The following is a 24,882-nucleotide window of genomic DNA, read 5'->3' as shown; positions in this document are numbered from 1 at the left end:
ACGAGCGAGCCGCCTTTCCGGACGTCCTCGTATGCGCGCCCGTAGCTCAGCTGGATAGAGCACCAGACTACGAATCTGGGGGTCAGAGGTTCGAATCCTTTCGGGCGCGCCATCTCACATTTTTGCATGGTCAGGCCTCCTAACATATTGAACGGTATAGTGGTTTTTGGTGTTCGAAATCCGCTTTTCCGGTGATACGGCAAACGGTCGGCAAAGGTCAGTTTGAGGGCAGTTCTCTTGTCCTCCAGCCGCTCGGAATTCCAGAGATTCCAAGGGTTTGAGAGAAAGGCCATGGCGAGTTCGAACAAATCCTCAAAGCTCCGCTTCGGCCCGACCCCTCTGGCCAGTTTTTCGGTGGCCAGCAGCTTTGCCTTCTCCAGTTTTGCGATCCGACGCTCATAGGCTGAAACGGCTGTCGCGCTGTCAGAATCGACGATGCGGTCGACCAACTGTTCGATCTGTTTTTCCACCTTGATAATGTCGCGCTGTAGCGTGGTCTTGAGCGTTTCGGCCTGAGCCAGCCGCGCATCCCATGCTTTGCGGAACATGGCTTTGGTGATGTCGAACAGTGTCGGCGACGGTTGCAGGCGGCACAACAGCGACTCAAATTCGCCTTCGAGACGGTCGCGGGGTATCGACTTGCGATGGCTTTCGCAGGCACGGTTGTAGCAGAGGTAATAAGGATGCTTCGCACCCGACTTGCTGGTTGACCAGCAGGCCGTCAACGGTTGCTCGCAATCGCCGCACAGGACAAACCCCCGTAGCGGAAAGTCGGCGTTGATATTCTTTCGTGCCGGCGCCCGCGCGCCGCCTTTGAGACGATCAAGAATCTTCTGGTGCGTTTCGAGGGTGATCAGGCCGTCGTGCCGTCCCTTGCGCAGGGAGATGTCCCATTTGGGCACTTCGAGATAGCCGGCATAGGTGACACGTGTCAGGATGTCGGTGATCCGCTGATTGCGAATTTGGCCATCAGGCAGGTCTTTGGGAAAGTCGGGCTGTGCTTCGAGGAAGCGCTTCACTTCGACCTGCGTGTCGAAGCGTCCGGAGGCATAGCCTTCCAATGCTTCCTGAACAATCGAGGCTAGCGGTTCATTGCGTACAAGCAATTTCCCATGCCCATCAGCCTTCTGGTAGCGGTAGCCGATCGGCGGCTGGAATACCCAATAGCCGTTGAGGCAACGCGATTGCATTCGGTTCAGCGTCTGCTCGGCATTCTTTCGGCTTTGATGCTGGGAGACAGAAGCGAGAATATACTCGTGGAGTTCACCGTCAGCATCGTCGCGTAGTTCGACGGAGGGTGATTCCAGAATGCCGCCGGCCTCAACAATGGCCTGGCGCAGATCAAAATGAATGCGGACATTGCGCGCGAAGCGCGTCAAATCATCGATGATGACAACATGCGGATTTTTGCGGTCGGCTTTGAGAAAGGCGAGCATGGATAGGAGGCCGGGCCGGTCGGCGCGCTGCCCCGTCAGATCGTCAGTGAAGACCCGCACCACATCATAGGCGCGGTATTTCGCGTACTCGCGGCAGCGGGTTTCCTGTGAGTTGAGCCCGTCACCGCGTTTGGTCTGGGCCTTGCTCGACACGCGGCAATAGATGATCGCCTGCGTGACATTATGGCTTGGCCCATTGTCAAATCTCATGCTTTCCTGCCTTTCTGGCCTCTCTCCTTATTATTCATTTGGTCGTTTGCGCCCTCAAATCGCTGACGGAGCGACGAATCCTTCTCCAACCGCAAAACCTGAGCGCCAGGTTCTGACTGGGGTTGGCGGCTGTTGAAGGCATAACTCACGGAGTCGATGCCAAAGCCAAGATCAACGAAGGAGACAACAATATACCATAGCGTTTCTATGAATTCACGCTTTTCATCATCGGTAAGGTCGGACTGATCGAGAGCGTCCGCATATAATTGCCAGTCAACAGAAAGACGCAGTGCTTTTGCATTACTGACGCTGTTGTCCTCTTCGATTTTAGCCATTTTTCGACTTCGCCTTTCTGGATAAATTCGTGTGTATTTGTCAGAATAATTTTCTTGGAACTTTGGAAAATATGAAGAGATAACCTCTGCAAAATCAGCTTCGATGTGGTATGCAAATTGTGCAGTGCAGCTTCAAATATTTCCGATATCCGTTGGTGTTCATGTTCTACCGCTCCGTTTTCGCTGCGGCTGTGCTGGTGAAAAACATGCATATGTGTGCAGCCAGATAGCGGACCATCTTTGGCTCGCGACTCATTCTAGAACCGGTATGCCGGGTCGAAATACGGCGGATCGGCTGGTAGATTGGGTAGAATAGCAGGGGGCAGAATTTGGCGGTGAACTGGCTGAAGGCGTCAATCGGAGAGCGCAAGGCGCTACACCGCGTCACCAGCACGATCCTCAAAACCCAAGGCGTAAGCTGGCAGCAGTTCTTTCTCGAAGAACTCAAGCCGGCGCTGCACGTTGCCGCCACCTATCATCAAAGCAATTTCGCCAAGGGCACCATCGCCAGAGATCGCGCCTTGCGCATCTTTGAATGGATCGTCGCCAACCATCTCGATCTGGCGATCCGGCTTGATCCGGTTCTGTTCGACCCGTCCCTCAAAAGCGACTGGCAGCAGTTTCTCGAAACCCGCGGTCGCTATGGCGACGCCCTGCTAGTACGGCCGAAGCAAGGTCGTGGCCTCGTGGAGCGGGCCGACAAGAATCCCGTCGCCGACAAGCCCGTTCCCCTTGGCCAACGCTTCTGCTTCCTGATCCGCAACGCGGTCCCCGGTTTCGTCCTCGGGCTGGAGGAATATGAGGGCGATTGGTTTCCGATGGCGCTCGGCCATGACGACGTTACGATGGCGATTCCATGCTCTCTCGGAACGCAGCCGTTGCCCTATAACATCGACACTGGACAGCCGGTCATGCTCAGCGAAAGAGCCGATGCCGGACTACACGGCTTTGTCTTTCTAGTCGGGCCGGAGAGCGTCATCCGACCGTTCGGAAAACAGCTAACGCTTGGCCATGCCGTCTTGCCGGAAACCCTGGACGCGATTGCGCACGACCTTGGTGAGGCCGAAGCGAGGACAGTGGCGGTGCATCGCCTCAATGTGATCTTCGTCAATGGCTGAGTCTCGGCTGCGTGGCCATTTCACGTGGACAAAACCGGAACATTGATTGACTCCGATCACCGAATCTCTGCTTGTTGGTCATCCCGCCTGGCAGACGGTGTTTTCGATGAGCATTGCTGACGATTTCAAGACGTTCCTTAGCAACATCCAGGTTACCAACGCTGACATTATCGCTCTTCGGTACGGCGAGATCACATCGGTGTTGAACAAAGAATTTCGCGACACGGAGTCGAAGACGACCAACAGCCTTCAAGTCGGCTCTTACGGTCGTTGGACGGCTATCAAGGGCATATCTGATCTGGATATGATCTACATCGTTCCTGCATCGAAGTGGGAGACGTACAAGAACGGGGGGCAATACGCGCTTCTTCGCGACACCAGGGACGCGATCAAGGCGCGTTACCCTGCCACCACCGTCAAGGTGGACCGCCTTGTCGTTCGGGTGCTCTACAAGGATTTCCACATCGAGGTGATGCCGGCGTTCAGGCAGGACGACGGCAGCTACAAGTATCCGGACACGAAAAACGGCGGATCGTGGAAGATCACGAAGCCCCAGGCCGAACTCGATGAAATGCGCGCGGCAAATGCACGGAAGAACCGGAACCTCCGCCGCCTCTGCAAAATGACCCGCGCCTGGAAGAACAAGCATGGCGTCGCTATGGGCGGGTTGCTCATCGACACTCTGGCCTACAACTTCCTCGAATCGACCGAGGAATATGATACGAAGAGCTATCTCTGGTACGATTATATGTGCCGCGATTTCTTCAAGTATCTGGCGGATCAGCCGAGGCAATCGGAATATGCGGCACTTGGCAGCCGTCAACGCGTCCGGGTGAAAAAGCGCTTCGAGAAGAAGGCAGCGGAGGCGCATGAGCTTTGCGAGAAAGCGATCGCGGCGAGCGGACAAAAGAGCGAGCGCCAGAAATGGCGGGCGGTGTTCGGCAACGGCTATCCCGCTCCCGAAGCCGTGTCGGAAGATGCCGCCGCGACATCGGTTGCCAAAGCAGCATTCCGCTATACTGAGGAGTTTATCGAAAACCGCTTTCCCGTCGATATCCGCTACGATCTTCAGATCAACTGTGAAGTCACGCAGAATGGTTTTCGGCCGACCATGCTGCTCGATCTCCTCGCACGGCACGGCATCCTTCTGCAAAAGAAGAGCCTCCGCTTTTTCGTAGCTGACGGGAGTGACCTTCCTGACGATGTCGACCTGTATTGGAAGGTGCTGAACCGAGGCGAGGAAGCCGAGCGGCGCGATGAAATTCGGGGACAAATTCTAAAAGACGACGGTCACTGGGAACGTCAAGAGCGCACCAGTTTTCGCGGCAACCATCTTGTCGAGTGCTACGCTGTACAAAATGGGGTGGTCGTGGCACGCGACAACGTCCTTGTTCCGATCAGCGCCGAAGTTGCGGCAGCGGCCTAGGAGACTAGCTTGGAAAACACTGTCACACTGGAAGAGCAAGTTCGCGAATGCTTCGGGCGTGTTGTCTACTCGCACAAAACGCACGAACAGATGGCCGATCAATGCACGGCACGGCTCAACCAGTTTAAGGTGGCCCAGATTGTCCTGACGGCGCTAACAAGTACGGGCGCCGTGGGAGTCATATTCACCAACGCGCTATGGGTCGAGATCGGCACCGTCGTGCTATCGTTTTCGACGCTCTTCGTATCCATCTACCTGAAGAATTTTGATCTAGGTGCGATTGCGCAAAAGCACCGTGATGCCGCATCGAAGCTTTGGAACGTGCGCGAGTGCTATCTGTCATTGCTGACGGACCTACCGATGTTGAGTCCCGAGGCCGCGATAGCCCGGCGCGACGAGCTTCAGACGATGCTCGCAGCTATATATCAATCGGCCCCGCAAACCAACGGAAAGGCCTACAGGGCTGCCCAGGATCGCTTGAAGAACAAGGAAGACCTGACGTTCAGGCCTGAAGAAATCGACTGCTTCCTTCCGCTCTCATTGAGGCGAGCGAGCAGACCGACGGTCTGAGTGGTGCAACGACGTATCACGGCTCACGGCGACAGCCCGCGCTCGCCCATCATCGCCATGATCGCGGCGTTGAGCGGCATGAGGGTCACCAGTTCTTTCGCACCGGCCGTCCGCAATTCCGCTTCTGACTCTGCCGCACCCGCCTGAACAGTTCCGATATCGGCAAAGAAGTCGGCCGGATCACCAAGATCGTGTGCCACGCTATCTGCCGTCGCGGCGCGCGCCAGCACAGCCGCATCGGTAAAGGCGGGGATGATGACTGTCCTTTGATAGGCCTCGATCTCGGCGTCGGGAGGCAGGTCTTCTGCGCGCACTTCCGATAGCCCGAGTTCCTGCGCCTTGATCTGTGCCGGAACCGACCACAGGCTCGCCAGATGCCCGAGCAGTTGGAATATCCGCGTAGCCGCTTTCGGATGCGTCGAGTTGTCCGAGCCGCTTGCTTCATCCTCACGCTCGATCAGCACCATCACCGCCATGACGGCAGCGGTACGCACGCGTAGGACATCCCATTCTTCGTCCGAATAGCCTTCAAGCAAGAATTCGATCGCTTCATGGTCGGCCTGCAATTCAAGACAGCGTTCAGCCGCCGAACGGTTCTTGTAGCCGAATTCATCGATAGGTCCCGCTTCCTGCGCTGCGCGTGACAGCAATCCGCGTGTGCGCGAAGTGCCGGCTTCGGAAATCCCGCCGCCGGTGAACCGGAAATGGTCAAGATCTGAATGGGCCATTTCATGCAGCAGCAGGAAAACCAGGCTGACTTCAGTCATGAACGCGATATCGTCGGTGATCCGCTTGCCGTCATTCACCAAAAGCCCGTCATCCTGAAAGGCCGCAGACCATAGATCGTGCAGACCGCTGACGACCCCGGTGCTGATGGTAAGATGCAGGCCATCACCGTCCGGTTCGGCCACGGCCCAAAATGCTGCGTCATCTTCGACGCTCAATCGGACTTCAAGCGCGTAAGGTTCCTCCATCACTTCCGCGACATGGCGGAGTGCGCGGTCGAGCGCGTCGTTCAGACGGGTAGCAGCGCTCACACGGATTCCCCGATCATCTCGGAAGGCCAGATCAGCGATCGCCACGGTGTCCGCCGCGTCGCCCGATCGAACTGACGAGCGATGTCGGGAAGCAGCTCTTCCTGTGTCGTCCCGCATCCGGCGTTGCTCCCACCAATCCAATGACCGAGCCATCGCAAACTGCCATCCGGGCGCGTCTCGATCCGTGCGATCACACCGCGATCGTTGAGAATGTACGAGAGCAGGTTCTTCGGACCGACCGTCGCCGGCGCGATCCGCAAACCCAACCCCTCAGCCAGCGCTTCCAGCCCCTGGGAACCGGATGTCGTGCGATTACTCAAAGCACGGTCAGCGACCTTGCGGTCGATCATCAATCCCCCTTCGGAATGGGCTTCAGAAGTTTCCGGATCAAGGTACAGGCCGAGCCGGAAGGGTCAAGTTGAGGGAAGCCTCCCTTGGCCTTTCCCGCACGCCATCAGACATTCCGATTGCCGCAGCGGCCGATCGAACAGCTTTTCCGATCAGTGTCCGATGACATTCAGACTTTCCGAAACCGGCGATCGGAAGGTTTCCGATCAGTCAAATCCTTGTCTGTTCAAAACGGTCACGCCGGCAGCGACCTGATTACCCGGCTGTCCTGACAGAACGCCCCATCCGCACGCAACGGCATGCGCCGTCTTTCCGCTTTGCCCGCCCCTTCGGGGTGCGTGGGCTGTGTCGCCCTGTCGGTCGGACGCCATCAGGCCGCGATAGGCGCGGCCGTAACAGAAAGGAAAAACCATGACTGACAGAAACCAGAAACACGACCGTCCGCTATTCCGGGTGACATTCTCCCGCATCGTCGGACAGGACCAAAGAGGCAACGACATTCTCGGCCGTCCGAAAGAGATCGGCGCCGTCTGGCCCCGCAAGAAAGGCAAGACCGGCGGCATCCTCAGCCTCGACATCATCCCCGTCGAATTGACCCAGCGCCAGGGCGTCATCTTCGTCCTTCCGGTGGGCGGCGATGATGACGCAGGCGCGCAATGAGCGCCCGGATCGCAGAGCTGAATGATCTGCTGCGCAACACCTTCCTTACCGGGAAGGTGGTGTTGACCGAAGGGATCAGCGCCTTGCCGGATGACAAGCGCGAGGCGGTCATCACCGCCGTGCGAACATTCACCGCCTTTGCCGAAGGCGATGACCCTTACGGCGAGCACGACTTCGGGGCATTCGAAATCGATGATGTCGGGACGGTCTTCTGGAAGATCGATTATTATGACGCCGACTATCAGTACCTCAGCCCCGATCCGGCTGATCCTGCAGTCACGCGCCGCGTCCTCACCATCATGCTGGCCGAGGAGTATTAGTGCGAATTACGAGATGCCTCTCATCTCGTCATGCGCGCCGGTACACATCGAGCTTGAGGCCGCGCTACGCGCGCGGTCTCGCGAAGGCATCAAGATCAACTATGTGCCTGAGGACTGTCGGTGATTTTCTGGAATTCCATCAGCAGTTCAGGATAATACTGCGCCAAGAAGCGGACGAGCCGCGCATTCTCAATGAGCCGCTTGATGTAACCGGTCGCGAGAACCAGATCGAGGTGATCATCACCATAGGTCTCTTCAAGCAGCCGGAATTCGCGGTCGAGATTAGCGGACTCCTGTTCCATCAGTGCGATCTGTTCGTCGCTCAGCCCGTCAATCTTTTTGGGCTTGGCGGTATCGATCAACTGTGACTGTGGCGTCGCGCCGAGGAGCGATTTTGCGTAGGATACCGAATATTTGTTCATCGCGACCATCAGCTGCGCCGCCTCGATCTGGCGCAGCGGCTTCATTTTGCGCAGTTCGGTGAAGGTGTTGATCGGCACATGCTTGTCTTTCAGCATCTCGACCGCTTCCGGACAGATGCCGGAGAGCAGGCGACGCTTGAGCCGGATGTGCTGGACATTGACGTTCAGCACCTTGGCGATGACCTCTTCCGACACACCCCGCTCGATTGCGTTCAGGATCATCTGATGTTCCTGAACGATGGCGAGACGGCTGATGCGCTTGTTATAGGTGTAGGCTTCGTCATCGGTGGCGATCAGGCAGTTCACCTCCGTCGTGCCCATTTCGGCCAGCACCGCCAGCCGAAGGTGTCCGTCGAGCAAAAGGTATTTGCCGGCGCTACCGCGTTCCGGCGCCACGACGGGCGGCTCAACGAGACCGGATTGCTGGATCGATGAACGGATCTGACCGAATTTTTGCGTCTTCTTGAGATCGTCCGATACAAGCCGTAGCGGTGTGATGTCCGCGAGCGGGATCACGCGCGTCTCCCGCTCGAAGGCAATCGCGACGGACTGCGGCGGCGACATGCGGTTCATCTCGCCAGCTCCTGTCGATCCATCCGCGCCGCAAGCTTCTTCGGCAGACTGTCGAGCCCTTCGGTTTTGAGAAGATCGGCAAAGCGGTCGTCATGCAGCAACTCCCGCATCGCATGCGCGATAAAGATGAGACGGCTGCGCGTTGCATCGGCCTTGCGGATAAGAAAGCGCTTCCGGTCGGTATCTTCCTGGTACGCCTTGACCAAAGCGTCCGATGACATACGTGGCCGCGGCTTGGCGTTGTTGGACAGACTTTTGCCGCGCCGCCGACGGCTCTCGACAAGGCGCTTGGCCGCAATCAGTTTCCGGCCGCGAAGGAGGTTCTTCTCATAAGCCTGATGCAGGGCTTCCTGTACGCCTTCGTCATCCGCCTCAGCGATCTCGACCGCAACGCTGACAGGAATGTGCCCGGACTCAACGGCCCGCAGTAGCCGTTGTTCGCCGCGTGAGAGCAGTCGCGCAACGCCCTTCACATATTCAAGCGAGAGACCCGTCTTGCGCGCGATATCGGCATCAGCATAGCCGCGCTCCTTCATACCGCCGATGTCGTGGACGAGATCGATGGCGCGATGCTGGCGCCGCGCGCAATTCTCGACAAGGCTCTTGACCAAACAGGCCTGCTGGTCAGCTTCGATGACAAAGGCCGGAATGTCGCGTTGGCCGAGTTGCTGAAATGCTTCGAGACGTCCTTGCCCGCAGACCAGATCGTAATGCAGTCCTTCCGGACCATCCCGCCGCGTCACGGTGATGGGGCGCTTGAGACCGACCGCTGCGATATTCGCGACGATTTCCCGGAATATCTTTTTGTTGCGGGCACGCGGATTGAGCACGGTAATCCGATCGACCGGAACGAGGTCGACATGGCGTGACTGTTGGGCGGTATTCATCAGGCCACCTCCTGGATGGGAACCCGCTCCGCCAGTTCGAACAGCGGGGCGAGCGAGTCAAAGCGATAGGCGTCGATCCAGATGCCGTTCTCTTCGCCGAGGCGCAGCACATCGGCATCCATATCGAGGCTTGGAAGCAGCAGGTAATCCTGCGGCTCGGTGTTCATCCGATTCATGCGCACGGCGATGGTGATGTCAGGTAGAAGGCTGCGGTCCAGTCGCACCTTCCATCGCAGTGATCCGGCGCCGGTTTCAAAGCACCGGACGATCGTCAGGGACGCCGTGAACTCGCGATTGATGGTGAGCAGTTCCGTGAGCGGGTCTTTCTCGACACGGCCGCCGATCCGTTCGATGCCGGCGATGGTATCGGCAACAACCTGCGGATGCCGACGGCGCAATGCGCGGTTCACCTCGACATAGCGATAGTCGCGATCCGGCGAGAAGCCCACCAGCGCATAGGCCTTGAGCAACCCGCCGAAGCGACTTTGGAAGGCGCTGCTTGACGGGTAATTCTCGGCCTCATCAATGATGAGGCCGGAGAGCAGGCCATTGGCCTCGAACAGGGTGCGGAGAAGTGTCAGCATCTCCTCATCGGAAAGATGGCGCGATCGCGCTTCAATAATTTCGTGCGCGGCAGCGAAGAGCGCCCGATCAACAATGCCTTCAAAAACACCGTCAGCCCGAACCCACATCGAGGGATCATTGGAAGTCCGCCGGTGCTTCAGCTTGGAGGAGACGCGATTCCAGACATTGTTGCCGACATATTTCTCATTGATCAGGATCTGGTGGACCGTGCCCTTCGTCCACGAACGACCGAGATCAGTTACGACGCCACGGTCGTTCAACTCAGCCGCGATTGCACCCTCATCCTTCCGATCATTGACGAAATGCCGATACATCCAGCGGACGATCGCTACTTCGTCCGGCGGACCCGGAACAAGAACGACGCGATCGGTCTGGATGCTTTTGTGTTCGCCCGCACCGAGCAAGCCCTTCGGATGGCCTTGCTCGTCACGCAGTTCGCGACGCAGACCAAATCCTGCCGGCCCGCCCTGACGAAACCCAAGTTCGATCAGCCGGCACTGTCCCTGAAAGACCTTGACCGATAGTTCGCGGCTGTACTCGGCAGCCATCCGCCGCTTGACGACCTTTTGCACGTCAGAGCCAATGCTGCCGTCATTATCGAATTGCTCGGCGCAGTATTCGACACGGACACCGGCGCGGCGGCAACGATACTCATAAAAGGCGCTTTCATCCGCATCCTGAAATCGCCCCCAGCGGCTGATGTCGTAGACCAGAACGACCGAGAAATCGGCGCCGCCACTTTCGATATCGGCAATGAGCTTTTGAAGGCCGGAACGTCCTTCGATGTTCAGTCCGCTACGGCCGGCATCCACATAGGTGCGGACGATCTCGATACCGCGCTGTGCGGCATAGCGCCGGATGACATCAGACTGGTTCTCGGTGGAGTAGCGTTGATGCTCCGTCGACATGCGCACGTATTCTGCCGCCCGGAGGGGACCGGCCCCACGTCCGCCATTGGAGTTCCGCTCGCCACTTCGATTTGCCACCTCGTCCAGCCATCAATTCGACGCGCTCAAAGCACACAAACCCGTCGCGACGTCTCGCGCCGGGCAACGAAACACGGCCGGGACTATAGCTGTATGGAGGATGCAATATGTTGCCGAAAACCGGCATGTCTTTGCATGATGGCCCAACCGGCCAATACGACGCTGCGGCCTACTCTGCGGTGATCGCAGCTGCGCTTCATGGCGAACTTGGCAGTACCCACCGTGCTGTAAAAACAATCCGGCGCTGGACAGGCGCCGGAGAGCGAACGGTCGTCAATTGGCTGGCCGCCGATAACGGACCAAGCGGACCGCATCTTGTGATGCTGGCGCACCATTCGGACGCGGTCTTAAAGGCGTTCTTGGTGATGGCGGCACGGGAACACGTTGTCGTCGACCTCGACCTTGTCCATGCGCGAGCCGAGCTTGTAGCAGCCGTTGCGGCGATCGACAGATTGCTGGCGACAGATGAGGCGGCCGGCACGCATCATTGAAGGCAAGGATTGAGCGCTTGCGTTCAAACTGCACCGTTTGGTGACCCGGACATAGCAGGGCACCGTTCACTTAAGTCGTTCCGCAAGATGTGTGCTGTAATACAGCACCATCTTGGCAAGGGAGGCCCGCTGCGCGCCTCCCGTTGCATCCCTCCCGACCTTTGACACTCTCCAGACGTTGAGCCTGTGGCGTGCCAGTGAAACGTTCCGGCGTTTCATCCCGGCCAACATCGGGTTGTTGGAACACCCTGCTGGTGTCGAGGTGTATACGCCTAAGACCGCCCTTAGAAAGCACTACTTTCCTTCTTGAGGTTGCGTCCCATTTCACGGCCTCCTGTCGGAGGATCTACATATTGATCTGTAGACGCAGAGAATTCTATATCTAGCTCATACTTAAGAAATGAGCTGCTCTTTCCAAGTTTTATCTTGTGCTTTTCGTGTGATGATGGCAAAAAAGAGCAGCTCATTTTTGAATGAATATCGAAGGAAAGCATGCGTGGCAGACGGCGACATTGCACTCAAACCGGAAGAAGGCGTTCGGCAAACGATCATCAGGGAACTCGCGCGCATGGGGTGGCGGCAGGACCAGCTTCTCTGGAAGCCCGAATGGCCCATTCCGAATGCTCCCCATGACCTGACGAAGCGCGAGCGCGGGCAAAAATACAATATCTGTGGCACCGCCGATCTCGTCGCTTTCGCCGATGACAGCCAGAAGCCGCACGCCATTCAGGTCATCTTCGAGTTCAAGGCACCGGACATTGAGGCGGGGAAGGACCAGCTCACGCGATATCTCTCCAGCGAACCGCTGGCGAAGATGGGCTTTTGGACCAACGGCTCAGAAACCCTGGCGATTTACAAGCGGCACTCCGCAGATTGGGTCGAGATCAAAGGCGCGAAGCTTCCGGCTCCGGGCGACGACCTCACCCAGCCCCCGGATGAACCGCCGACTTGGAATGATCTGAAAGAACCGGGAGAAGCCGAGCTTTCTGCTGTTTTGCGGCGGATTGTGGCCACAGTCGTAGCAGGTGACAGCCGCGTCAATCGGCGAGAGGAGCAGCTTCGCGAAATCCTTCACCTTGTCCTCGTTAAGCTCGAAAGCGACGCCGTTTATAGCCGCTCCACGAACCGCGACACCCCCGTTGATTTTCGCATCTACGGGGATAATCTTTCCAAAATAACGCTCACCGCCCACCGCATGAGAGAGCTTTTTCAGGACTATTTCACGCGGCAGCGGACCCGCATCTTTCACCCGGACGACCGCGCTGAGCTTCTGTTGAGCGATGAGACGATTTACGCCGTCGTGGCCGAACTCTGGCCCTATCGCATTCTGGGCGACGACATTGAAATTCTCTCGAAGGCATTCCAGATTTTCCGAACCTCCGCGCTGAAGAGCGGTGAAGGCCAGTATCTGACGCCGCTGAGGATCATCCGACCCGCCATCATGGCTCTTGAGATCACCTCGCAGGACAAGGTGATCGACCCGGCCTGCGGAACAGGCGGCTTCCTGATCGAAGCACTGCGGCAGGTTTCTGCGCGGGAATTCCCTGAAGAGGCCGAGGCCTGGACCCTCGTCAAATGGGCAAACGACAACCTGTACGGCATCGATAAGGATGACATAGGCGTCAAGCTCACGCGCGCGGAAATGGTCGCGATGCGCGACGGCTCGACCCATGTGCTTATGGGCGATGCCGTGCGTGTCAATCAGTGGCCAACGAAATACTCGAAACTGGCTGATGAGCTGGGCTCGAAAGAGACCTTTATCCATGAAGGCTTCTCGGTCGTGGTCACCAATCCGCCCTTTGGTGAAGACCTGAAGGTCTCCGCTTCGGATTGCCGGGACGCGGGCTACACTATCTCTCGCGCTGCGTCGAAGAAGCCCGGCAAACATGCCGACCTTGAGATCGGTCTTGTCTACCTTGAACTCGCCTACCGCCTGCTGCGTGTAGGCGGGCGCGTAGGCATCATTCTCCCGGAAACGTATTTCTTCAGCAAGAAATACAGCTGGCTTCCCACCTGGCTGCAGACCCGCTTCAAGCTTCGCGGAATGCTCAATATCCCGATGGAAGCCTTCGAGGAGTTCTGCCGGGCCAAAACCAATTTTTACATTTTCGAAAAGATCGAGCAGCCGAAGAAACCGGCAAGGAAGGATAAATGAAGATGCACCGTCCAAGCTGGTTTTCCGATGATCATGTCATGGTCTCGACGGCACCAACATGCGGGCTGTCGAAAAAAGGCAGGCTGCGGCGCAAGATCGACCCGGTCACGGGCGAGCGCCTGAAGGCTATCGATTCGGAAACCGGGGAGCAGGTTGACCAGATCGACGACCAGCTGCGCGACGACATGGAAGCGCTTGTCGCCGCGAAGGGCGATCCGGCGAAGATCGACGAGGCGTCTTCCGAGACGCTGCGCTTTGTGCCAAGCGATCTCGTTCAGACCAGCTGCGCGGTGCCGATCTACTACGACAAGCGGCTCCTCCGGCATTTTTGGACTGAACTCGAAAAGCCCTGTTTTGAAGGTTTTACGGCCAAGAGCCTGGGCGACATGCAAGCTGGCGGAGAGATCACCATCCGGGGCGGTCACGGCTCACCGTCACAGGAAGAGCGTGTGGGCGATGTGCCCTACATCAAGGTGTCCGATCTGCGCGCCGGTTTCGTCAACATCAACCCGACGAACCGGGTTCCGCGCGCGGTCGCCCGGCGCTTCTGGCGCGGCGAAAGCTCCGGGCTGAAAGCCTTCGACCTTCTGTGCCCGGAGCGGACCTCCAAGAACATTGGCGACTTCTGCGTCCTGCTGCCCGGCCAAGAGCAGGTCCTTTGCACCAAGGAGATCATTGTCCTGCGGCCCGGCCCCGAGGCTGATTTCGATGCGTTCTACCTGTTGTGGGCGATGACGCTGAAGGTTGTGCGCGATCAGTGGAAGCGCGTCGTCTTCATGCAGACCAACCGCGAAGACGTCGGAAACCGTTATCTCGAAATCGAAATCCCGGTTCCTCCGTCACGCAAAGAAGCTGACCGGGTCTCCAAGCCGTTCCGGGACTATTACACGTCGCTTGCAGCCGCCAAAGAGAGAATACAGGACTACCTGCATGGCGCTGAAAGCGCGCATCACTTCTTTGTCGGCGCGGCGGCAGACCTCGAAGACGACACCGAAGACGATGATACGGAAGACTAATACTTAATGCGATTGACCGATGACCGAGACGAAAATCAATACCGAAGCTGATGCCCTTCGCGATGTCCTTGCGTGGTCCATAGAACGCCCGGCCTGGCAGCGCGATGCCCTCCGACGGCTGGTCGCCCAGGGCGAACTGGCTGATGGCGACCTTGCTGAACTGACCGCTCTTTGCAAGGACAAGACCCTTGCCGTCCAGCCGCTCGCGGAAGGAGATATCAATGCCCAGCAAACGGGTGCCCCTGCCGTCGCGCTGAAGAGCATTCGCGGCGTACAGAATGTGAACGCTCTTGCGGAGGGCCAGACGCTGACCTTCCTCCCGACGGGCGTCACTATCGTCTACGGTGACAACGGCGCGGGCAAGTCCGGTTACGTCCGCATCCTGAAGCGCGCCTGCCGCGCACGCACAACGCGTGGCAAAGAGGAAACCCTGCTTCCGAATATTTACGAACGGCAGACCGGCCCGCAGCGGGCCGATCTCGAATATTGTGCAGGCTCGCAGGTCCAGAAGGCGGAATGGAAGAACGGCGAAGCCACCGATGCTCTGCTCTCAGAGATCAGCGTTTTCGACTCTCGCACCGCCAATGTGCATGTCGAAGAAACGAACGATTTAGCCTACACGCCCTATCCGATGAAGCTGCTCGAACGGCTTGTGAACGCATGCAAGGCGGTCAAGCAAAAGCTCGACGAGGAGATTGCCACCATCAAGGCTCAGACCCCCAAGAGCATATCCGACCCGTCTTGCTCAGCAAGCACGGCGACCGGAGCGCTCATGGAAGCGCTGAGCAAGAATACCAAGGACGAGGCGCTCGATGCGCTGGCGACGCTCACCGACGAAGAGATCGCCCGGTTTGGCGAACTGACGTCCGATTTTGCCAACGACCCTAAGGTCACGGCCCGGCGACTGCGCGCGCAAAGGCACCGGCTGGAAACCCTACGTTCAGGGCTGCAAACGCTCGCATTGGCAATAGCGCCTGTGAACGGCGCACGGCTTGCCGCGCTGACCTCAGACCTTGCGACGAAGAAAGCCGCCGCCGTCCTTGCCGCTCAGGACTTGTCCAAGGATGAACCACTCGCCGGGGTGGGATCTGAAACATGGCGCGCGCTCTGGGAAGCGGCACGGGCATACTCTGTGGCCGAAGCCTATCCGGAGAAGGCATTTCCCCATACCGACGAAGCCGCGCATTGCGTCCTGTGCCAGCAGCCGCTGGGCGAGAACGCGGCGGCGCGGCTGACGCGTTTCGAGACTTTTGTACAGGACCGGACACAGCAGGAAGCGGGGTCGGCACGGCAGACGCTGAAGGACTTCAGGGAAGGACTCAAAGGCAAGGCCGTCCCGCGCGTCGATTTTATAGAAGAGCGGCAATTCCTGGATGATGAGCTGGGGAACACCGCGCTCGCCGCCGCTGTGCGCGACTTCACCGTCCGGGCGCATTGGCGGCTGCGTGCGATGCTGAAGGCGAATGCCGATGTGGACATTCCGGCTCCTTCGCTTGCCAAGTGCGGACTCGACACCGTCATCGACGCTCTGGAGACCCGCGCGGGGGCTCTTCTGGCCGATGATGAAAGCGAAGAGCGCAAGAAGCTGCGTAGCGAACTGGACGAGCTGAAGGATCGGCAGTGGCTGTCCGGGATCAAGGACGACGTGCTGGCCGAGATCGAGCGGCTGAAATCCATCGCGAAGCTGGAAAACGCGCTCAAGGATACGCGCCCCAACACCATCACCGCCAAAAACACTAGTCTCTCCGAAGCCCTGATTACGGAAAGGCTTCGTGCCCGGTTTGCCAGGGAAATTGATCACCTGAATCTGGCCGGTCTCGCCATCGAGCTGACGCAAGCAGGCTCGCAGCATGGTGTTTCGCGCTTCAAACTCAGCCTGATCCAGAGCGCGTCAAGGAACGCAGGCGACATTCTGAGCGAAGGCGAATATCGCTGCGTTGCCCTCGCGGGTTTCATGGCGGAACTGGCGACGAACAACAGCGGCTCCGGCATCATATTCGACGACCCGGTTTCCTCTCTCGATCACTTGCACCGCGAAGCGATAGCCGGACGCCTAGCTGAAGAAGGCCGGACACGGCAGGTGATTGTTTTCACCCACGATCTGCCGTTTCTGTTCCTGCTGCGTAACGCCTGCACGCAGGTGGACGATGCCACACAGAAAACCGAGATCGCGCTGCGCCATGTTCAGAAGCGTCAGAACAGGCCTGGTCATTGCCGGAACGAAGCACCGGATAAAGCGCAGAGTGCCGCCGCCCGGCTGAAAACTATGCGCACTCATCTCGCGAACACGCGCATTCAGCACGATCAGGACCCGGACGGGACCAACTGGCTCATCATAGCCCGCGGCCTGATTGACAGCCTCAGGCAGACATGGGAAACGGCGGTTGAGGACGCGATTTCCCCGGTCCTGCGCACCTTCGCTAGCAAGGTCGACACCAAGGGATTCGCCAAACTCTCAGCCATCACCCAAGAAGATGCCGACACCATGCGTAAGCACTATGGGCAGTGTTCGGTCCTCCTCCATAAGACCTCGGATGCGATGAGTCCGTCGGCACCGACGCCGGAAAGAATCGAAGAAGAACTTGACGCGCTCGAGACGTGGCTTGCAGGCGTCACAGACCGACAAAGCAAGATCAAGCCCTAGGTGGCTAGGCTATGCTCATGGGCTTTTTGTCGGACGATTTTCCTGATGCTACCATGAAGTGAAGAACATCGCGCTGATCGACGCCAAGGCTCGGGACAAGGCGTCGCGGCATCTTTAATCGGGCGCTGCGAGCCAGGCGAGCCTCCTGAAGTTCAGCAATACGAGAAAAGCGTTTCTATCAATCCTCAGGAAACAGCCCCGGCATCCATCGGTCGGCGAACTTCGCCGGAAACGCTAGATAGAGTGGAGCGCGCGTACTTTCGGATGTCAGGGCGCCGATATCAACCAGAGCCGATGTGATCCGCCGCGCCGCGCGATCGCTCATCCCCAGGATCGAGGCGACCTCGCTACGCTGAATTTCGCCTTGGTACAGTACTGTCTTGAGAATGATGTCGGATTTAGGCGGCAGAACATCGGCCCGCATCTGCTCTTCCGTCCAGATCATGATGCGGTCGCGCAATTTCTCCGGCTTCATTAGGCCTTCCATAAACGCGACTTGATCGATGCACGTCTTTAGGAAAAACCCTGTGAAATCTGCCAGCGCCTCTTCGCTGAGCGTACCGCGGCCGTCGAGATCATTGCGACGCGGCATGTCGCATGCCGCCAGATGCTGCTTATAGGCGGTTTCTTGGCGTGCCAGACCTCGTGCAACGGACCACAACCCGCGCGTATCGAGTGAGTTTCGCAGCATGGCGTAGGACATCAACCGCGCCACTCGCCCGTTTCCGTCAATAAAGGGGTGAACCCAAAGCAGACGATGGTGCGCACAGGCGGCTGAGAGAATCGCGTCCGTGCGGCCGAGCTTTCGATAACCATCATGCAGACGGTCCAGAAAGCGGGGAACGGCGCCCGGGCTGATCGCAATGTGCCGCCCGACCTTCACATCTCTCTCGCGCAATGCGCCGGGGACGACGTCAACGTCCTCGCCCGTCGTCGGATCTTGCACGACCAGCAATTCCTTGGGCAACAGCTCGCAAAAGCGCCGGTGGATTTCGATGATCATGCGCGGGTCTGTCGGAGCGTCTTCCAATCCCTCATCGTCGATCCATTTCTGGACCGTGATGTGGGCTTTCGCTTCGAGCTGGAGATTGCGCTTCTGCGGATCAGCGCTGTAATCGTCCTGCAGCGCCCGCTCGATGTCGACCGGATGCGTGTTATGCCCTTCTATGAGATTGCTGTAGTAGCAATTCATCGAGCGTACGAGGTCGGCCAGGGCCTCGGCAATCGAAGGCGGCAGGCTTCGCCGGAAGCCTTCGGACTGGGTGGCGAGTTCGAGCGCCATGTCCCCCAATGCGCCGCGATGTCTCGAACTCTCCGAAACCATCAGCGGTTCGAATAATCCGGTTGATTCGTTGTCATCGCGTATGCTCAATGCAGGTCACTTTTCTGGCCGGTTTGTTGGCCACTTTCATATTCATTATAAATATAAACATATCATAGTGATAGAGGAATTGATACGGGAAACTGAGCCGCTATTTTGGCCGGTTTTCTGGCCGGTTTGTATCGGCCATTCAAAGTGCTGCCCCGGCTGCGCCGGACGGGCTCTATGGCGTTGCTACCGAACTCCTGCTTGGCAGGGATTTCGGCCCATTCGGGTAACGATCCCTGGCAGGAAAAGAACGGCGGCGGCTGAAGGTCAGCCGCCCGGTCTGATGTTGGCGCGCCGATGGCGCGCTTGGCACCTTTTTGTCCAGCTTACACCGACGCCGGGGCCGTGACCCAATAGCCCTGATCCGGCCTGCCCGCTCCATTCGCTTCTCGCTTCGCTCGGCTCCCGTGTTGGCCGGACCGGCTGCGCCGCCGCAAGCGGCAGGGCTTTGGCGTCCCCGGACTTTCGGCACCTTCCGTCCATGCCCGCCTGCGGCGGGCTTTGAAGATGGACGCTCGGCGCTGGCCAGAGGTGCAAGCGCGGCTCTCCGTCTGGAGGGCTTCGCCTGCTCACTTCAACGGCTCACGAAAGGATAAGCCCATGCAACTCACACATTTGAATCTCCATGACCTCAAACCCTCATCCGTCAATGTCAGGAAGAAGGACGGCAAGGCCGTCGGCGATCTTCTCCCGTCAATCCGCAGTCTCGGCATCCTGCAACCGCTTTTGGTGCGGCCGAACTGCGAAGGCTACGAGATCATCGCGGGACAACGCCGCTATCACGCGCTGACGGTCTTGGCCGAAGACGGCGCAATCGATCCCGTTCCCTGTATCGTCATGGATGACGGCGATGATGCCAAGGCCATCGAGGCCTCACTGGCCGAGAACATCGCCCGCTTGCCGATGGACGAGATCGACCAGTACAAGGCCTTTGCCACACTAGCCGCCAAGGGCGAAACGGTTGCCGATATCGCCACGCGGTTCGGTGTGACCGAGAGGCTGGTCAATCAGCGTCTGGCGATTGCCAACATCATCGACCCGATCCTCAATGCCTATCGGCGGGACGAGATCAGACCCGACACGCTTCGCATTCTGACCATGGCGACACCGCGACAGCAGAAGGCGTGGTGGAAGCTCCACAAGAGCGAGGACAATAACGCCCCGCTTGGCCGTGCGCTCAAGGACTGGCTGTTTGGCGGTACGCATATTCCCGTGGGCAATGCCCTGTTCGATATCGCCGATTACACCGCACCCATCATCTCCGATCTGTTCGGCGAGGATCGGTATTTCAGCGACAGCGACCTGTTCTGGCAGTTGCAAAGTACCGCCGTTGCCGAAGCGCGCGAGGCCTTCAAACAAGACGGCTGGACGGATGTCGTGCTGATGGAGGTCGGCAATTATTGGCCGTCATGGGACTATCGTAATGTCGCCAAGGAGGATGGCGGCAAGGTGTTCATCACCTGCACCAGAGACGGCGAGGTCACCTTCCATGAAGGCTATCTCACCGCCAAGGAAGCCGACCGCCGCGACAATCAGGCCGAGACGGGCGATGCCAAGACCGAACGGTCTGAACTGACCAAGGCCATGCAGACTTATCTGGGCTTGCACCGGCATGCCGTCGTACGAACCGAATTGCTGTCCCATCCCGATGTCGCCCTGCGCTTGTCGGTTGCCCATATGATCGCAGGATCAGGCTTATGGGCGGTGGAGGCTGAGCCGCAGCGCGCACCGAGCGAGGCGATCGCCGAGAGCGTCACCACCGCCAAAGCCAATGAGGCCTTTGCCGCCGAGCGTCAGGCCATTTGGGGAATGCTTGGCCTCGGGAACGGCGATGATGACGACGCATCCGACAACACCATCGTGCCGCGTCGTCAGGACTATGGATCACGGCGTTCGCCGTCCGACATCTTCGCCGCATTGATGGAACTGGATGATGCGGCGGTGATGCGGGTTCTCACCTTCGTCATGGCCGAATCCCTCGAAGCGCACACGCCGATGATTGAGGCATTGGGTCTGCAGTTCAATACCGATATGCGTGACTGGTGGACGCCCGATGAGACCTTCTTTGACCTCCTGCGCGACAAGGAGGCGATCAACGCTATGGTCGCGGAAGTGGCGGGCGAAACCACGGCCAAGGCTTATGTGACGGCGACCGCCAAAGTGCAAAAATCAATTATCACGGCTTGTCTGGGCGGGATACGCGAGGCGCAAATCGCCAATTGGTTGCCGCGCTATATGTTGTTTCCTGCACAAAGCTACAAACCGCACGCCGCTTGATCGTTATCCGGTTCGACTCCGTCCGCTTAGGCGGGCGGGGATTCTTTCGCCTTTTGAAAGGCGCGCCGCATGTTATCATCCCGGAATGCCTGAGCATCGGCCATATAGGCAAAGATGGGCTTCGCACTGACCCAATAGGGATCACGTTCGACCCGACCGTCGAATGGCCAAATCACCGCTTCCAGTTCGGATAGCGATACATTGCCGAAATCGGGATAGCCAAGATCGACTATGCCGTGGGCAATGTCGGAATTGGCCGGATCGAGATGCGTCAATAACCACGTACCCAGCCCTTGCGGGTTGTTCAGCTTGACCACGGGGTAAAGAGACAAGGTGCAGTCCGGATCGGACTGCACCTTACGGCCATTGGCAAGAAGGCGCTCGTGTTCATCGGCGGATATAAGCGTCATGGCTCTATCGTGAGTCGTCGGACCTGTCGCGTCAACCATTCAGGATCACGTGTGCAGACCGCGCCGCTCCATCATAAAAAACACCTTCCAGTACCACGCCACACAATCGCGGTGACGGCATCCGAACAGTGCGCCGAAGGTTACGAAGTCTTGCCAGTTGATTTCCGGCATCTCACCGCCGCGCGCTTGCGCCATGAAGGGATGCTCCTGACAGAACGCGGCGGTCAGATCCTCATCGAGTTCGTCATAATGCTCGTCAATACCGAGGACATGCTCGTAGGCACCCCAGACCACCCCGATCCGCTTCACCGTGTTCGGCACCAATGCGAACACCAGTTCCTCATGCTCATTGACCTGCCACCACTCGGTCCCGCTGAAGTCCTCATCGGGCAGCGCCGCATTGTGGCTGACGCGGTCCTCTATCAGCGCGCCGACACGGGACGTCGCGGTCATGAGTTAAGCTCCGGTGTTTCGGTCAGTCGGTCATACCGTTAGCGTGGAGGGCGCGGCGCAAGGTTAGGGCGCTGACCTTGAAATGCGCGGCAATGGCATTGCGCGTCCGGCCGTCTTTGACCATGCGGATCGCCTCGTTAATTTCCTGCTGGCTCAATTTGAACGGCCTCCCGAGTTGCACACCGCGTCTTTTGGCGGCGGCCATGCCCGCCTTGGTGCGCTCTCTGATCATTTCGCGCTCGAATTCCGCCAGGGCGGCAAGGATATGGAGATAGAAGCGGCCACCGGCGCTGGTGGTGTCGATTTGTTCCTGGAGTGATAAGAATCCGATACCGCGATCGCGCAAGGCGGTGATGGTGTCGATTAGATGCGGCAGGGAGCGCCCCAAGCGGTCAAGCTTCCACACCACCAGCACATCGCCGGGCTTGAGCGCCTTGATCGCGCGATTTAACCCGCGCCGATCTGCGACCGATCCCGATATGCCCTGATCCTTGAAGACGCGGTCACAGGCAACCGCTTCCAACGCCTGTAATTGCAGGTCGAGATTCTGTTCGTCCGTGGAAACGCGCGCATAGCCGATTTTCATGTGCGCAGTGTGATGAGTCGCTGGTCGGGCGGCTATCGTCATTCTTGGCCGCCTCCCTTTTACCCACAACAAAGTTCACAATGCGTCCATTGATTATATATTATCATATATGAGAATATTACTGCAATTGTATAATATAATTACTTCGTTTTATTGAGCTCTATTCGAAAAGAATCGGAAATGCTCCGATCCGAAGGCCGTTCAAAAGGGACGAATTTATTATCACGGAAAAACGGGTTTAGTATTTTGAATCGCGTCTCAATTATATATAGCGCGGCGGTTCTGCTATGCGGTTCGTTAACGGCAGCATCTGCTGCGGAAGGCGCGCCGACCTGCTCGAGCACGATAAAAACCCAAATCGAAATCATGTCTACGACACGTGGACAAACAATCAGCGCTGCCGAATTGTTGCCGTTGCTTGCTAAGGTGGCAGACTGCCTCCACGCGCTTGAGACAACATCGCCCAAGATCGAAATCGTCCACGACGCCCCCGCACCAAAAACGTTTGAGGGGGCACCATGAAGGCTTTCGTTTTCTTTATTGCAGCGCTGCTTTGGGTAATCCCGCACACATCACAGGCTGCGTGCCTCGGCCCCACGGCCGCCGAAGGCTCTATTGTATACAACGGAGTACACAAAGTCGCACAGTTTTGCAACGGCACTGATTGGGTCGGCATGGCCGGTGGCACAACATCCATCATGGAAAATGATACGATAATCGATGGCTGGCCTGATGCTATTGTCTGTAACGTGACGAGCCCGAATTGGGGGAAAATAATCCTTCCGTTGATTAACGCAGCTTACCCTGCCGATGGTAATTTTTATTATCGCTTTAATGATGATAGTAGCTCTTTGAACTCCAATGTTATATATGGTTCGGACGGATCGTTTTCTGGTTACTCAGGAGCGTTTACAACAACAGATTGTAACAAAAATATCAGTGATCTCTACGCCGACGGTCAAGCTTTCAACTTCGTCGGCGGGCAACCTTCCCAAGCTGACACTTTGTCGTCCCTAAATTGCTCTGACAGTCAGATCGCGGCCTGGAACGACACCACTTCCTCGTGGGGTTGCACCGATGCGCCGACAGGCGGCGTAGACAGTGCCACGGGCATGATTGCCGCGTTCTCGGCATCAAGCTGTCCCGCGGGATGGACGGAATACACGGCCGCGCGCGGGCGTTTCCTTCGCGGTATCGACCCCACAGGCACGATCGACCCTGACGGCGTGAGAACGGCTGGAAGCGTGCAAGCCGATGCATTTCAATCGCACACCCACGATATTGAAGGACAGTCGGGGGGTGTAAATAATATTGTTGCGTTCCAAGATTCAAATCCGGATAGCACTTATAGTGGTGGAGCAGGCACAAGTCGCGGAGATTCATATATTTCTGTTGGTAATCCAAATTCAGGTAGAGTATCAGTGGAAACCCGACCTAAAAATATTGCCGTTATCTTCTGCGAATACACTGGCGCGGGCGGTCTGGGTGGAGGTGGCGCCGCTGACAATCTAGGCGATCACACTGCCACGCAGAACATTGACCTTGGGTCAAACGCACTGGTGGGAGAAGGTGGAATGGCCGGCGTGTATGTCGATGCGGAGGGCAGTGTCGGGATCGGGACGACAGAGCCAGGCGGGGTGCTCGACCTCACAGAAAATGGAAACCTCGTGCGCATAAGTAAAAATGCCGGCTCCCCACGGATAACATTTCGTCACGCAGATTTTGCTACCAGATGGACTATCGATGTCTTTCGCTCACCTACCGCTGAAAATCCTACCCCTTCTGATGCCGATTTTCGCATTTTCTCATCCAATAGCGACGATGGTGTAGGTGGCGACGTACGTCTAACCGTTACCTCAACCGGAGATGTCGGGATTGGCGAAAACGCCACCAGTCCTCGTCAGGAACTGCATGTTGCCAATGGTAATGAAGCGGGCGGCGGGAATCAAACGGTTGCACAGTTTGGCACGGGTTCCGGCTCGCTATTTCTCACACACAATGCTCCATATATTTCCGGCAATCTTCGATATGATGATGGCAATTGGCGCTATGAGGCAGATGGAAATGGCAATGCCATAGGCTTTTGGGGTGGTGGCATTAGTTTTTATACGACTGAAAGCGGTATTGCAGGTGAAATAGCTTCCAGTATGTCACGGAGAATAGCGATATTTAGCGACGGACACGTTGTCATGACGGGAAGCATTGGGGCGCAACCTACACTAACTGTCGAGCCAACTAGCGGAATAACAAGCTTAACGGGTTGGCCGACCGGATGGGGCGGCGGAATACACACATTTGACCTTTACGCGGAAGGGAGTGTGGCTCTTGGTACAAATGGAAATCAAGTTATAGCGCTAAATAAAAATGGTTCCGCTTCGAAGCCGGGAGGTGGTGATTGGGCAGCCTCTTCGGATGAACGATTAAAAGATATAGACGGGGTTTATAAATCCGGACTTGATGAAATCGTCCGTCTCAAACCAAAGCGGTTTCACTACAAGGCCGATAATCCGCGTGGCGAGCCGAGTGACCGCGAATTCATCGGGCTTGTGGCTCAGGAGGCCCAAGAGG

At 57.7% G+C, this 24,882-nt stretch carries 21 protein-coding genes, 1 tRNA gene and 2 pseudogenes; 12 read left to right on the top strand and 12 right to left on the bottom strand.

Going from position 1 to position 24,882, the window contains the following annotated elements:
• Positions 1–35 precede the first annotated feature (35 nt).
• Positions 36–112, top strand: a tRNA-Arg gene (locus MJ956_RS07325).
• A 499-nt stretch (positions 113–611) separates the two neighbouring features.
• On the opposite strand, the pseudogene MJ956_RS18980 reads toward MJ956_RS07325, so the two are convergent.
• A pseudogene (locus MJ956_RS18980) lies at positions 612–1,646 on the bottom strand (recombinase family protein); the annotation flags it as partial.
• Positions 1,643–1,981, bottom strand: coding sequence for a hypothetical protein (locus tag MJ956_RS07320; RefSeq protein ID WP_253963828.1), 339 nt, complete (start codon positions 1,979–1,981; stop codon positions 1,643–1,645). The gene MJ956_RS07320 and the pseudogene MJ956_RS18980, both read right to left, overlap by 4 nt.
• 335 nt (positions 1,982–2,316) lie before the next feature.
• Here MJ956_RS07320 and MJ956_RS07315 point away from each other — a divergent pair, with 335 nt between their 5' ends.
• The 3 genes from MJ956_RS07315 to MJ956_RS07305 are packed head-to-tail and all read left to right on the top strand — an operon-like array spanning position 2,317 to position 5,095.
• On the top strand, positions 2,317–3,099 hold the full coding sequence (locus tag MJ956_RS07315) for a hypothetical protein (protein ID WP_253963827.1): 783 nt from the start codon (positions 2,317–2,319) through the stop codon (positions 3,097–3,099).
• Between the two features lie 46 nt (positions 3,100–3,145).
• The gene (locus MJ956_RS07310; protein ID WP_253963826.1) at positions 3,146–4,525 is read left to right on the top strand and encodes an SMODS domain-containing nucleotidyltransferase; all 1,380 of its coding nucleotides are present in this window, start codon (positions 3,146–3,148) and stop codon (positions 4,523–4,525) included.
• Positions 4,526–4,534: 9 nt separating this feature from the next.
• A complete protein-coding gene (locus MJ956_RS07305) occupies positions 4,535–5,095 on the top strand; it encodes an SLATT domain-containing protein (RefSeq protein ID WP_253963825.1) in 561 nt (186 codons plus the stop codon).
• Positions 5,096–5,118: 23 nt separating this feature from the next.
• Here the strand turns inward: MJ956_RS07305 and MJ956_RS07300 are convergent, their stop codons facing one another.
• Complete coding sequence (locus MJ956_RS07300; protein WP_253963824.1) at positions 5,119–6,132, bottom strand: hypothetical protein; 1,014 nt, start codon at positions 6,130–6,132, stop codon at positions 5,119–5,121.
• Positions 6,129–6,482, bottom strand: coding sequence for a hypothetical protein (locus MJ956_RS07295; RefSeq protein ID WP_253963823.1), 354 nt, complete (start codon positions 6,480–6,482; stop codon positions 6,129–6,131). Before MJ956_RS07295 ends, MJ956_RS07300 begins: the two co-directional genes overlap by 4 nt.
• A 409-nt stretch (positions 6,483–6,891) precedes the next feature.
• On the opposite strand from MJ956_RS07295, the gene MJ956_RS07290 reads away from it, so the two are divergent.
• Both MJ956_RS07290 and MJ956_RS07285 read left to right on the top strand, forming a co-directional pair.
• The gene (locus MJ956_RS07290; protein ID WP_253963822.1) at positions 6,892–7,140 is read left to right on the top strand and encodes a hypothetical protein; all 249 of its coding nucleotides are present in this window, start codon (positions 6,892–6,894) and stop codon (positions 7,138–7,140) included.
• Positions 7,137–7,460: a DUF3768 domain-containing protein gene (locus tag MJ956_RS07285; protein ID WP_253963821.1), complete on the top strand. Its 324-nt coding sequence runs from the start codon at positions 7,137–7,139 to the stop codon at positions 7,458–7,460. The genes MJ956_RS07290 and MJ956_RS07285 overlap by 4 nt, the downstream gene beginning before the upstream one ends.
• A 95-nt stretch (positions 7,461–7,555) precedes the next feature.
• On the opposite strand, the gene MJ956_RS07280 is transcribed toward MJ956_RS07285, so the two are convergent.
• The 4 genes and pseudogenes from MJ956_RS07280 to MJ956_RS07270 all read right to left on the bottom strand — a co-directional run bounded on the left by MJ956_RS07280 (position 7,556) and on the right by MJ956_RS07270 (position 10,913).
• Positions 7,556–8,446 (bottom strand): plasmid partitioning protein RepB C-terminal domain-containing protein, encoded by an 891-nt coding sequence (locus MJ956_RS07280; protein ID WP_253963855.1) that lies wholly within the window; start codon positions 8,444–8,446, stop codon positions 7,556–7,558.
• 5 nt (positions 8,447–8,451) lie between these two features.
• Positions 8,452–8,991, bottom strand: a complete 540-nt coding sequence (locus MJ956_RS18890; RefSeq protein ID WP_341482704.1) for a plasmid partitioning protein RepB C-terminal domain-containing protein — start codon at positions 8,989–8,991, stop codon at positions 8,452–8,454.
• A 111-nt stretch (positions 8,992–9,102) separates the two neighbouring features.
• Positions 9,103–9,342 (bottom strand): annotated as a pseudogene (locus MJ956_RS18885) (ParB N-terminal domain-containing protein); the annotation flags it as partial.
• Positions 9,342–10,913, bottom strand: coding sequence for a recombinase family protein (locus tag MJ956_RS07270; RefSeq protein ID WP_341482703.1), 1,572 nt, complete (start codon positions 10,911–10,913; stop codon positions 9,342–9,344). The gene MJ956_RS07270 and the pseudogene MJ956_RS18885, both read right to left, overlap by 1 nt.
• A gap of 107 nt (positions 10,914–11,020) precedes the next feature.
• On the opposite strand from MJ956_RS07270, the gene MJ956_RS07265 reads away from it, so the two are divergent.
• From MJ956_RS07265 to MJ956_RS07250, 4 genes are all read left to right on the top strand, one after another.
• A complete protein-coding gene (locus MJ956_RS07265) occupies positions 11,021–11,404 on the top strand; it encodes a hypothetical protein (RefSeq protein ID WP_253963818.1) in 384 nt (127 codons plus the stop codon).
• A gap of 496 nt (positions 11,405–11,900) precedes the next feature.
• On the top strand, positions 11,901–13,559 hold the full coding sequence (locus MJ956_RS18880; protein ID WP_253963817.1) for a type I restriction-modification system subunit M: 1,659 nt from the start codon (positions 11,901–11,903) through the stop codon (positions 13,557–13,559).
• A gap of 38 nt (positions 13,560–13,597) precedes the next feature.
• Complete coding sequence (locus MJ956_RS07255; RefSeq protein WP_253963816.1) at positions 13,598–14,575, top strand: hypothetical protein; 978 nt, start codon at positions 13,598–13,600, stop codon at positions 14,573–14,575.
• Positions 14,576–14,594: 19 nt separating this feature from the next.
• Positions 14,595–17,219: an AAA family ATPase gene (locus tag MJ956_RS07250; protein WP_253963815.1), complete on the top strand. Its 2,625-nt coding sequence runs from the start codon at positions 14,595–14,597 to the stop codon at positions 17,217–17,219.
• A gap of 178 nt (positions 17,220–17,397) precedes the next feature.
• Here the strand turns inward: MJ956_RS07250 and MJ956_RS07245 are convergent, their stop codons facing one another.
• Positions 17,398–18,501: a Fic family protein gene (locus MJ956_RS07245; RefSeq protein WP_253963814.1), complete on the bottom strand. Its 1,104-nt coding sequence runs from the start codon at positions 18,499–18,501 to the stop codon at positions 17,398–17,400.
• 594 nt (positions 18,502–19,095) lie between these two features.
• Between MJ956_RS07245 and MJ956_RS07240 the strand changes: the two genes are divergently transcribed.
• Positions 19,096–20,865 carry a ParB/RepB/Spo0J family partition protein gene (locus MJ956_RS07240; protein ID WP_253963813.1) on the top strand — a complete coding sequence of 590 codons (1,770 nt, stop codon included), beginning with the start codon at positions 19,096–19,098 and terminating at the stop codon, positions 20,863–20,865.
• A gap of 26 nt (positions 20,866–20,891) precedes the next feature.
• Here the strand turns inward: MJ956_RS07240 and MJ956_RS07235 are convergent, their stop codons facing one another.
• The 3 genes from MJ956_RS07235 to MJ956_RS07225 are packed head-to-tail and all read right to left on the bottom strand — an operon-like array spanning position 20,892 to position 22,356.
• On the bottom strand, positions 20,892–21,275 hold the full coding sequence (locus MJ956_RS07235) for a DUF2958 domain-containing protein (protein ID WP_253963812.1): 384 nt from the start codon (positions 21,273–21,275) through the stop codon (positions 20,892–20,894).
• Between the two features lie 45 nt (positions 21,276–21,320).
• Positions 21,321–21,728 carry a hypothetical protein gene (locus MJ956_RS07230; RefSeq protein ID WP_253963811.1) on the bottom strand — a complete coding sequence of 136 codons (408 nt, stop codon included), beginning with the start codon at positions 21,726–21,728 and terminating at the stop codon, positions 21,321–21,323.
• A 22-nt stretch (positions 21,729–21,750) separates the two neighbouring features.
• Positions 21,751–22,356: a recombinase family protein gene (locus MJ956_RS07225; protein ID WP_253963810.1), complete on the bottom strand. Its 606-nt coding sequence runs from the start codon at positions 22,354–22,356 to the stop codon at positions 21,751–21,753.
• A 476-nt stretch (positions 22,357–22,832) separates the two neighbouring features.
• Between MJ956_RS07225 and MJ956_RS07220 the strand changes: the two genes are divergently transcribed.
• On the top strand, positions 22,833–24,882 hold a 2,050-nt coding region (locus tag MJ956_RS07220; RefSeq protein WP_253963809.1), incomplete at its 3' end, for a tail fiber domain-containing protein.

It is taken from the genome of Aurantimonas marianensis (assembly GCF_024195285.1).
GTDB lineage: Bacteria > Pseudomonadota > Alphaproteobacteria > Rhizobiales > Rhizobiaceae > Aurantimonas > Aurantimonas marianensis.
This window is presented reverse-complemented; position numbering and strand designations above follow the sequence as displayed.

Coding starts and splice junctions, on each gene's coding strand:
- MJ956_RS07320 (WP_253963828.1), bottom strand. CDS start 1,981: ATGGCTAAAATCGAAGAGGACAACAGCGTCAGTAATGCAAAAGCACTG.
- MJ956_RS07295 (WP_253963823.1), bottom strand. CDS start 6,482: ATGATCGACCGCAAGGTCGCTGACCGTGCTTTGAGTAATCGCACGACA.
- MJ956_RS07290 (WP_253963822.1), top strand. CDS start 6,892: ATGACTGACAGAAACCAGAAACACGACCGTCCGCTATTCCGGGTGACA.
- MJ956_RS07285 (WP_253963821.1), top strand. CDS start 7,137: ATGAGCGCCCGGATCGCAGAGCTGAATGATCTGCTGCGCAACACCTTC.
- MJ956_RS07280 (WP_253963855.1), bottom strand. CDS start 8,446: ATGTCGCCGCCGCAGTCCGTCGCGATTGCCTTCGAGCGGGAGACGCGC.
- MJ956_RS18890 (WP_341482704.1), bottom strand. CDS start 8,991: ATGAAGGAGCGCGGCTATGCTGATGCCGATATCGCGCGCAAGACGGGT.
- MJ956_RS07265 (WP_253963818.1), top strand. CDS start 11,021: ATGTTGCCGAAAACCGGCATGTCTTTGCATGATGGCCCAACCGGCCAA.
- MJ956_RS07255 (WP_253963816.1), top strand. CDS start 13,598: ATGGTCTCGACGGCACCAACATGCGGGCTGTCGAAAAAAGGCAGGCTG.
- MJ956_RS07250 (WP_253963815.1), top strand. CDS start 14,595: ATGACCGAGACGAAAATCAATACCGAAGCTGATGCCCTTCGCGATGTC.
- MJ956_RS07245 (WP_253963814.1), bottom strand. CDS start 18,501: ATGGCGCTCGAACTCGCCACCCAGTCCGAAGGCTTCCGGCGAAGCCTG.
- MJ956_RS07240 (WP_253963813.1), top strand. CDS start 19,096: ATGGACGCTCGGCGCTGGCCAGAGGTGCAAGCGCGGCTCTCCGTCTGG.
- MJ956_RS07235 (WP_253963812.1), bottom strand. CDS start 21,275: ATGACGCTTATATCCGCCGATGAACACGAGCGCCTTCTTGCCAATGGC.
- MJ956_RS07230 (WP_253963811.1), bottom strand. CDS start 21,728: ATGACCGCGACGTCCCGTGTCGGCGCGCTGATAGAGGACCGCGTCAGC.
- MJ956_RS07225 (WP_253963810.1), bottom strand. CDS start 22,356: ATGACGATAGCCGCCCGACCAGCGACTCATCACACTGCGCACATGAAA.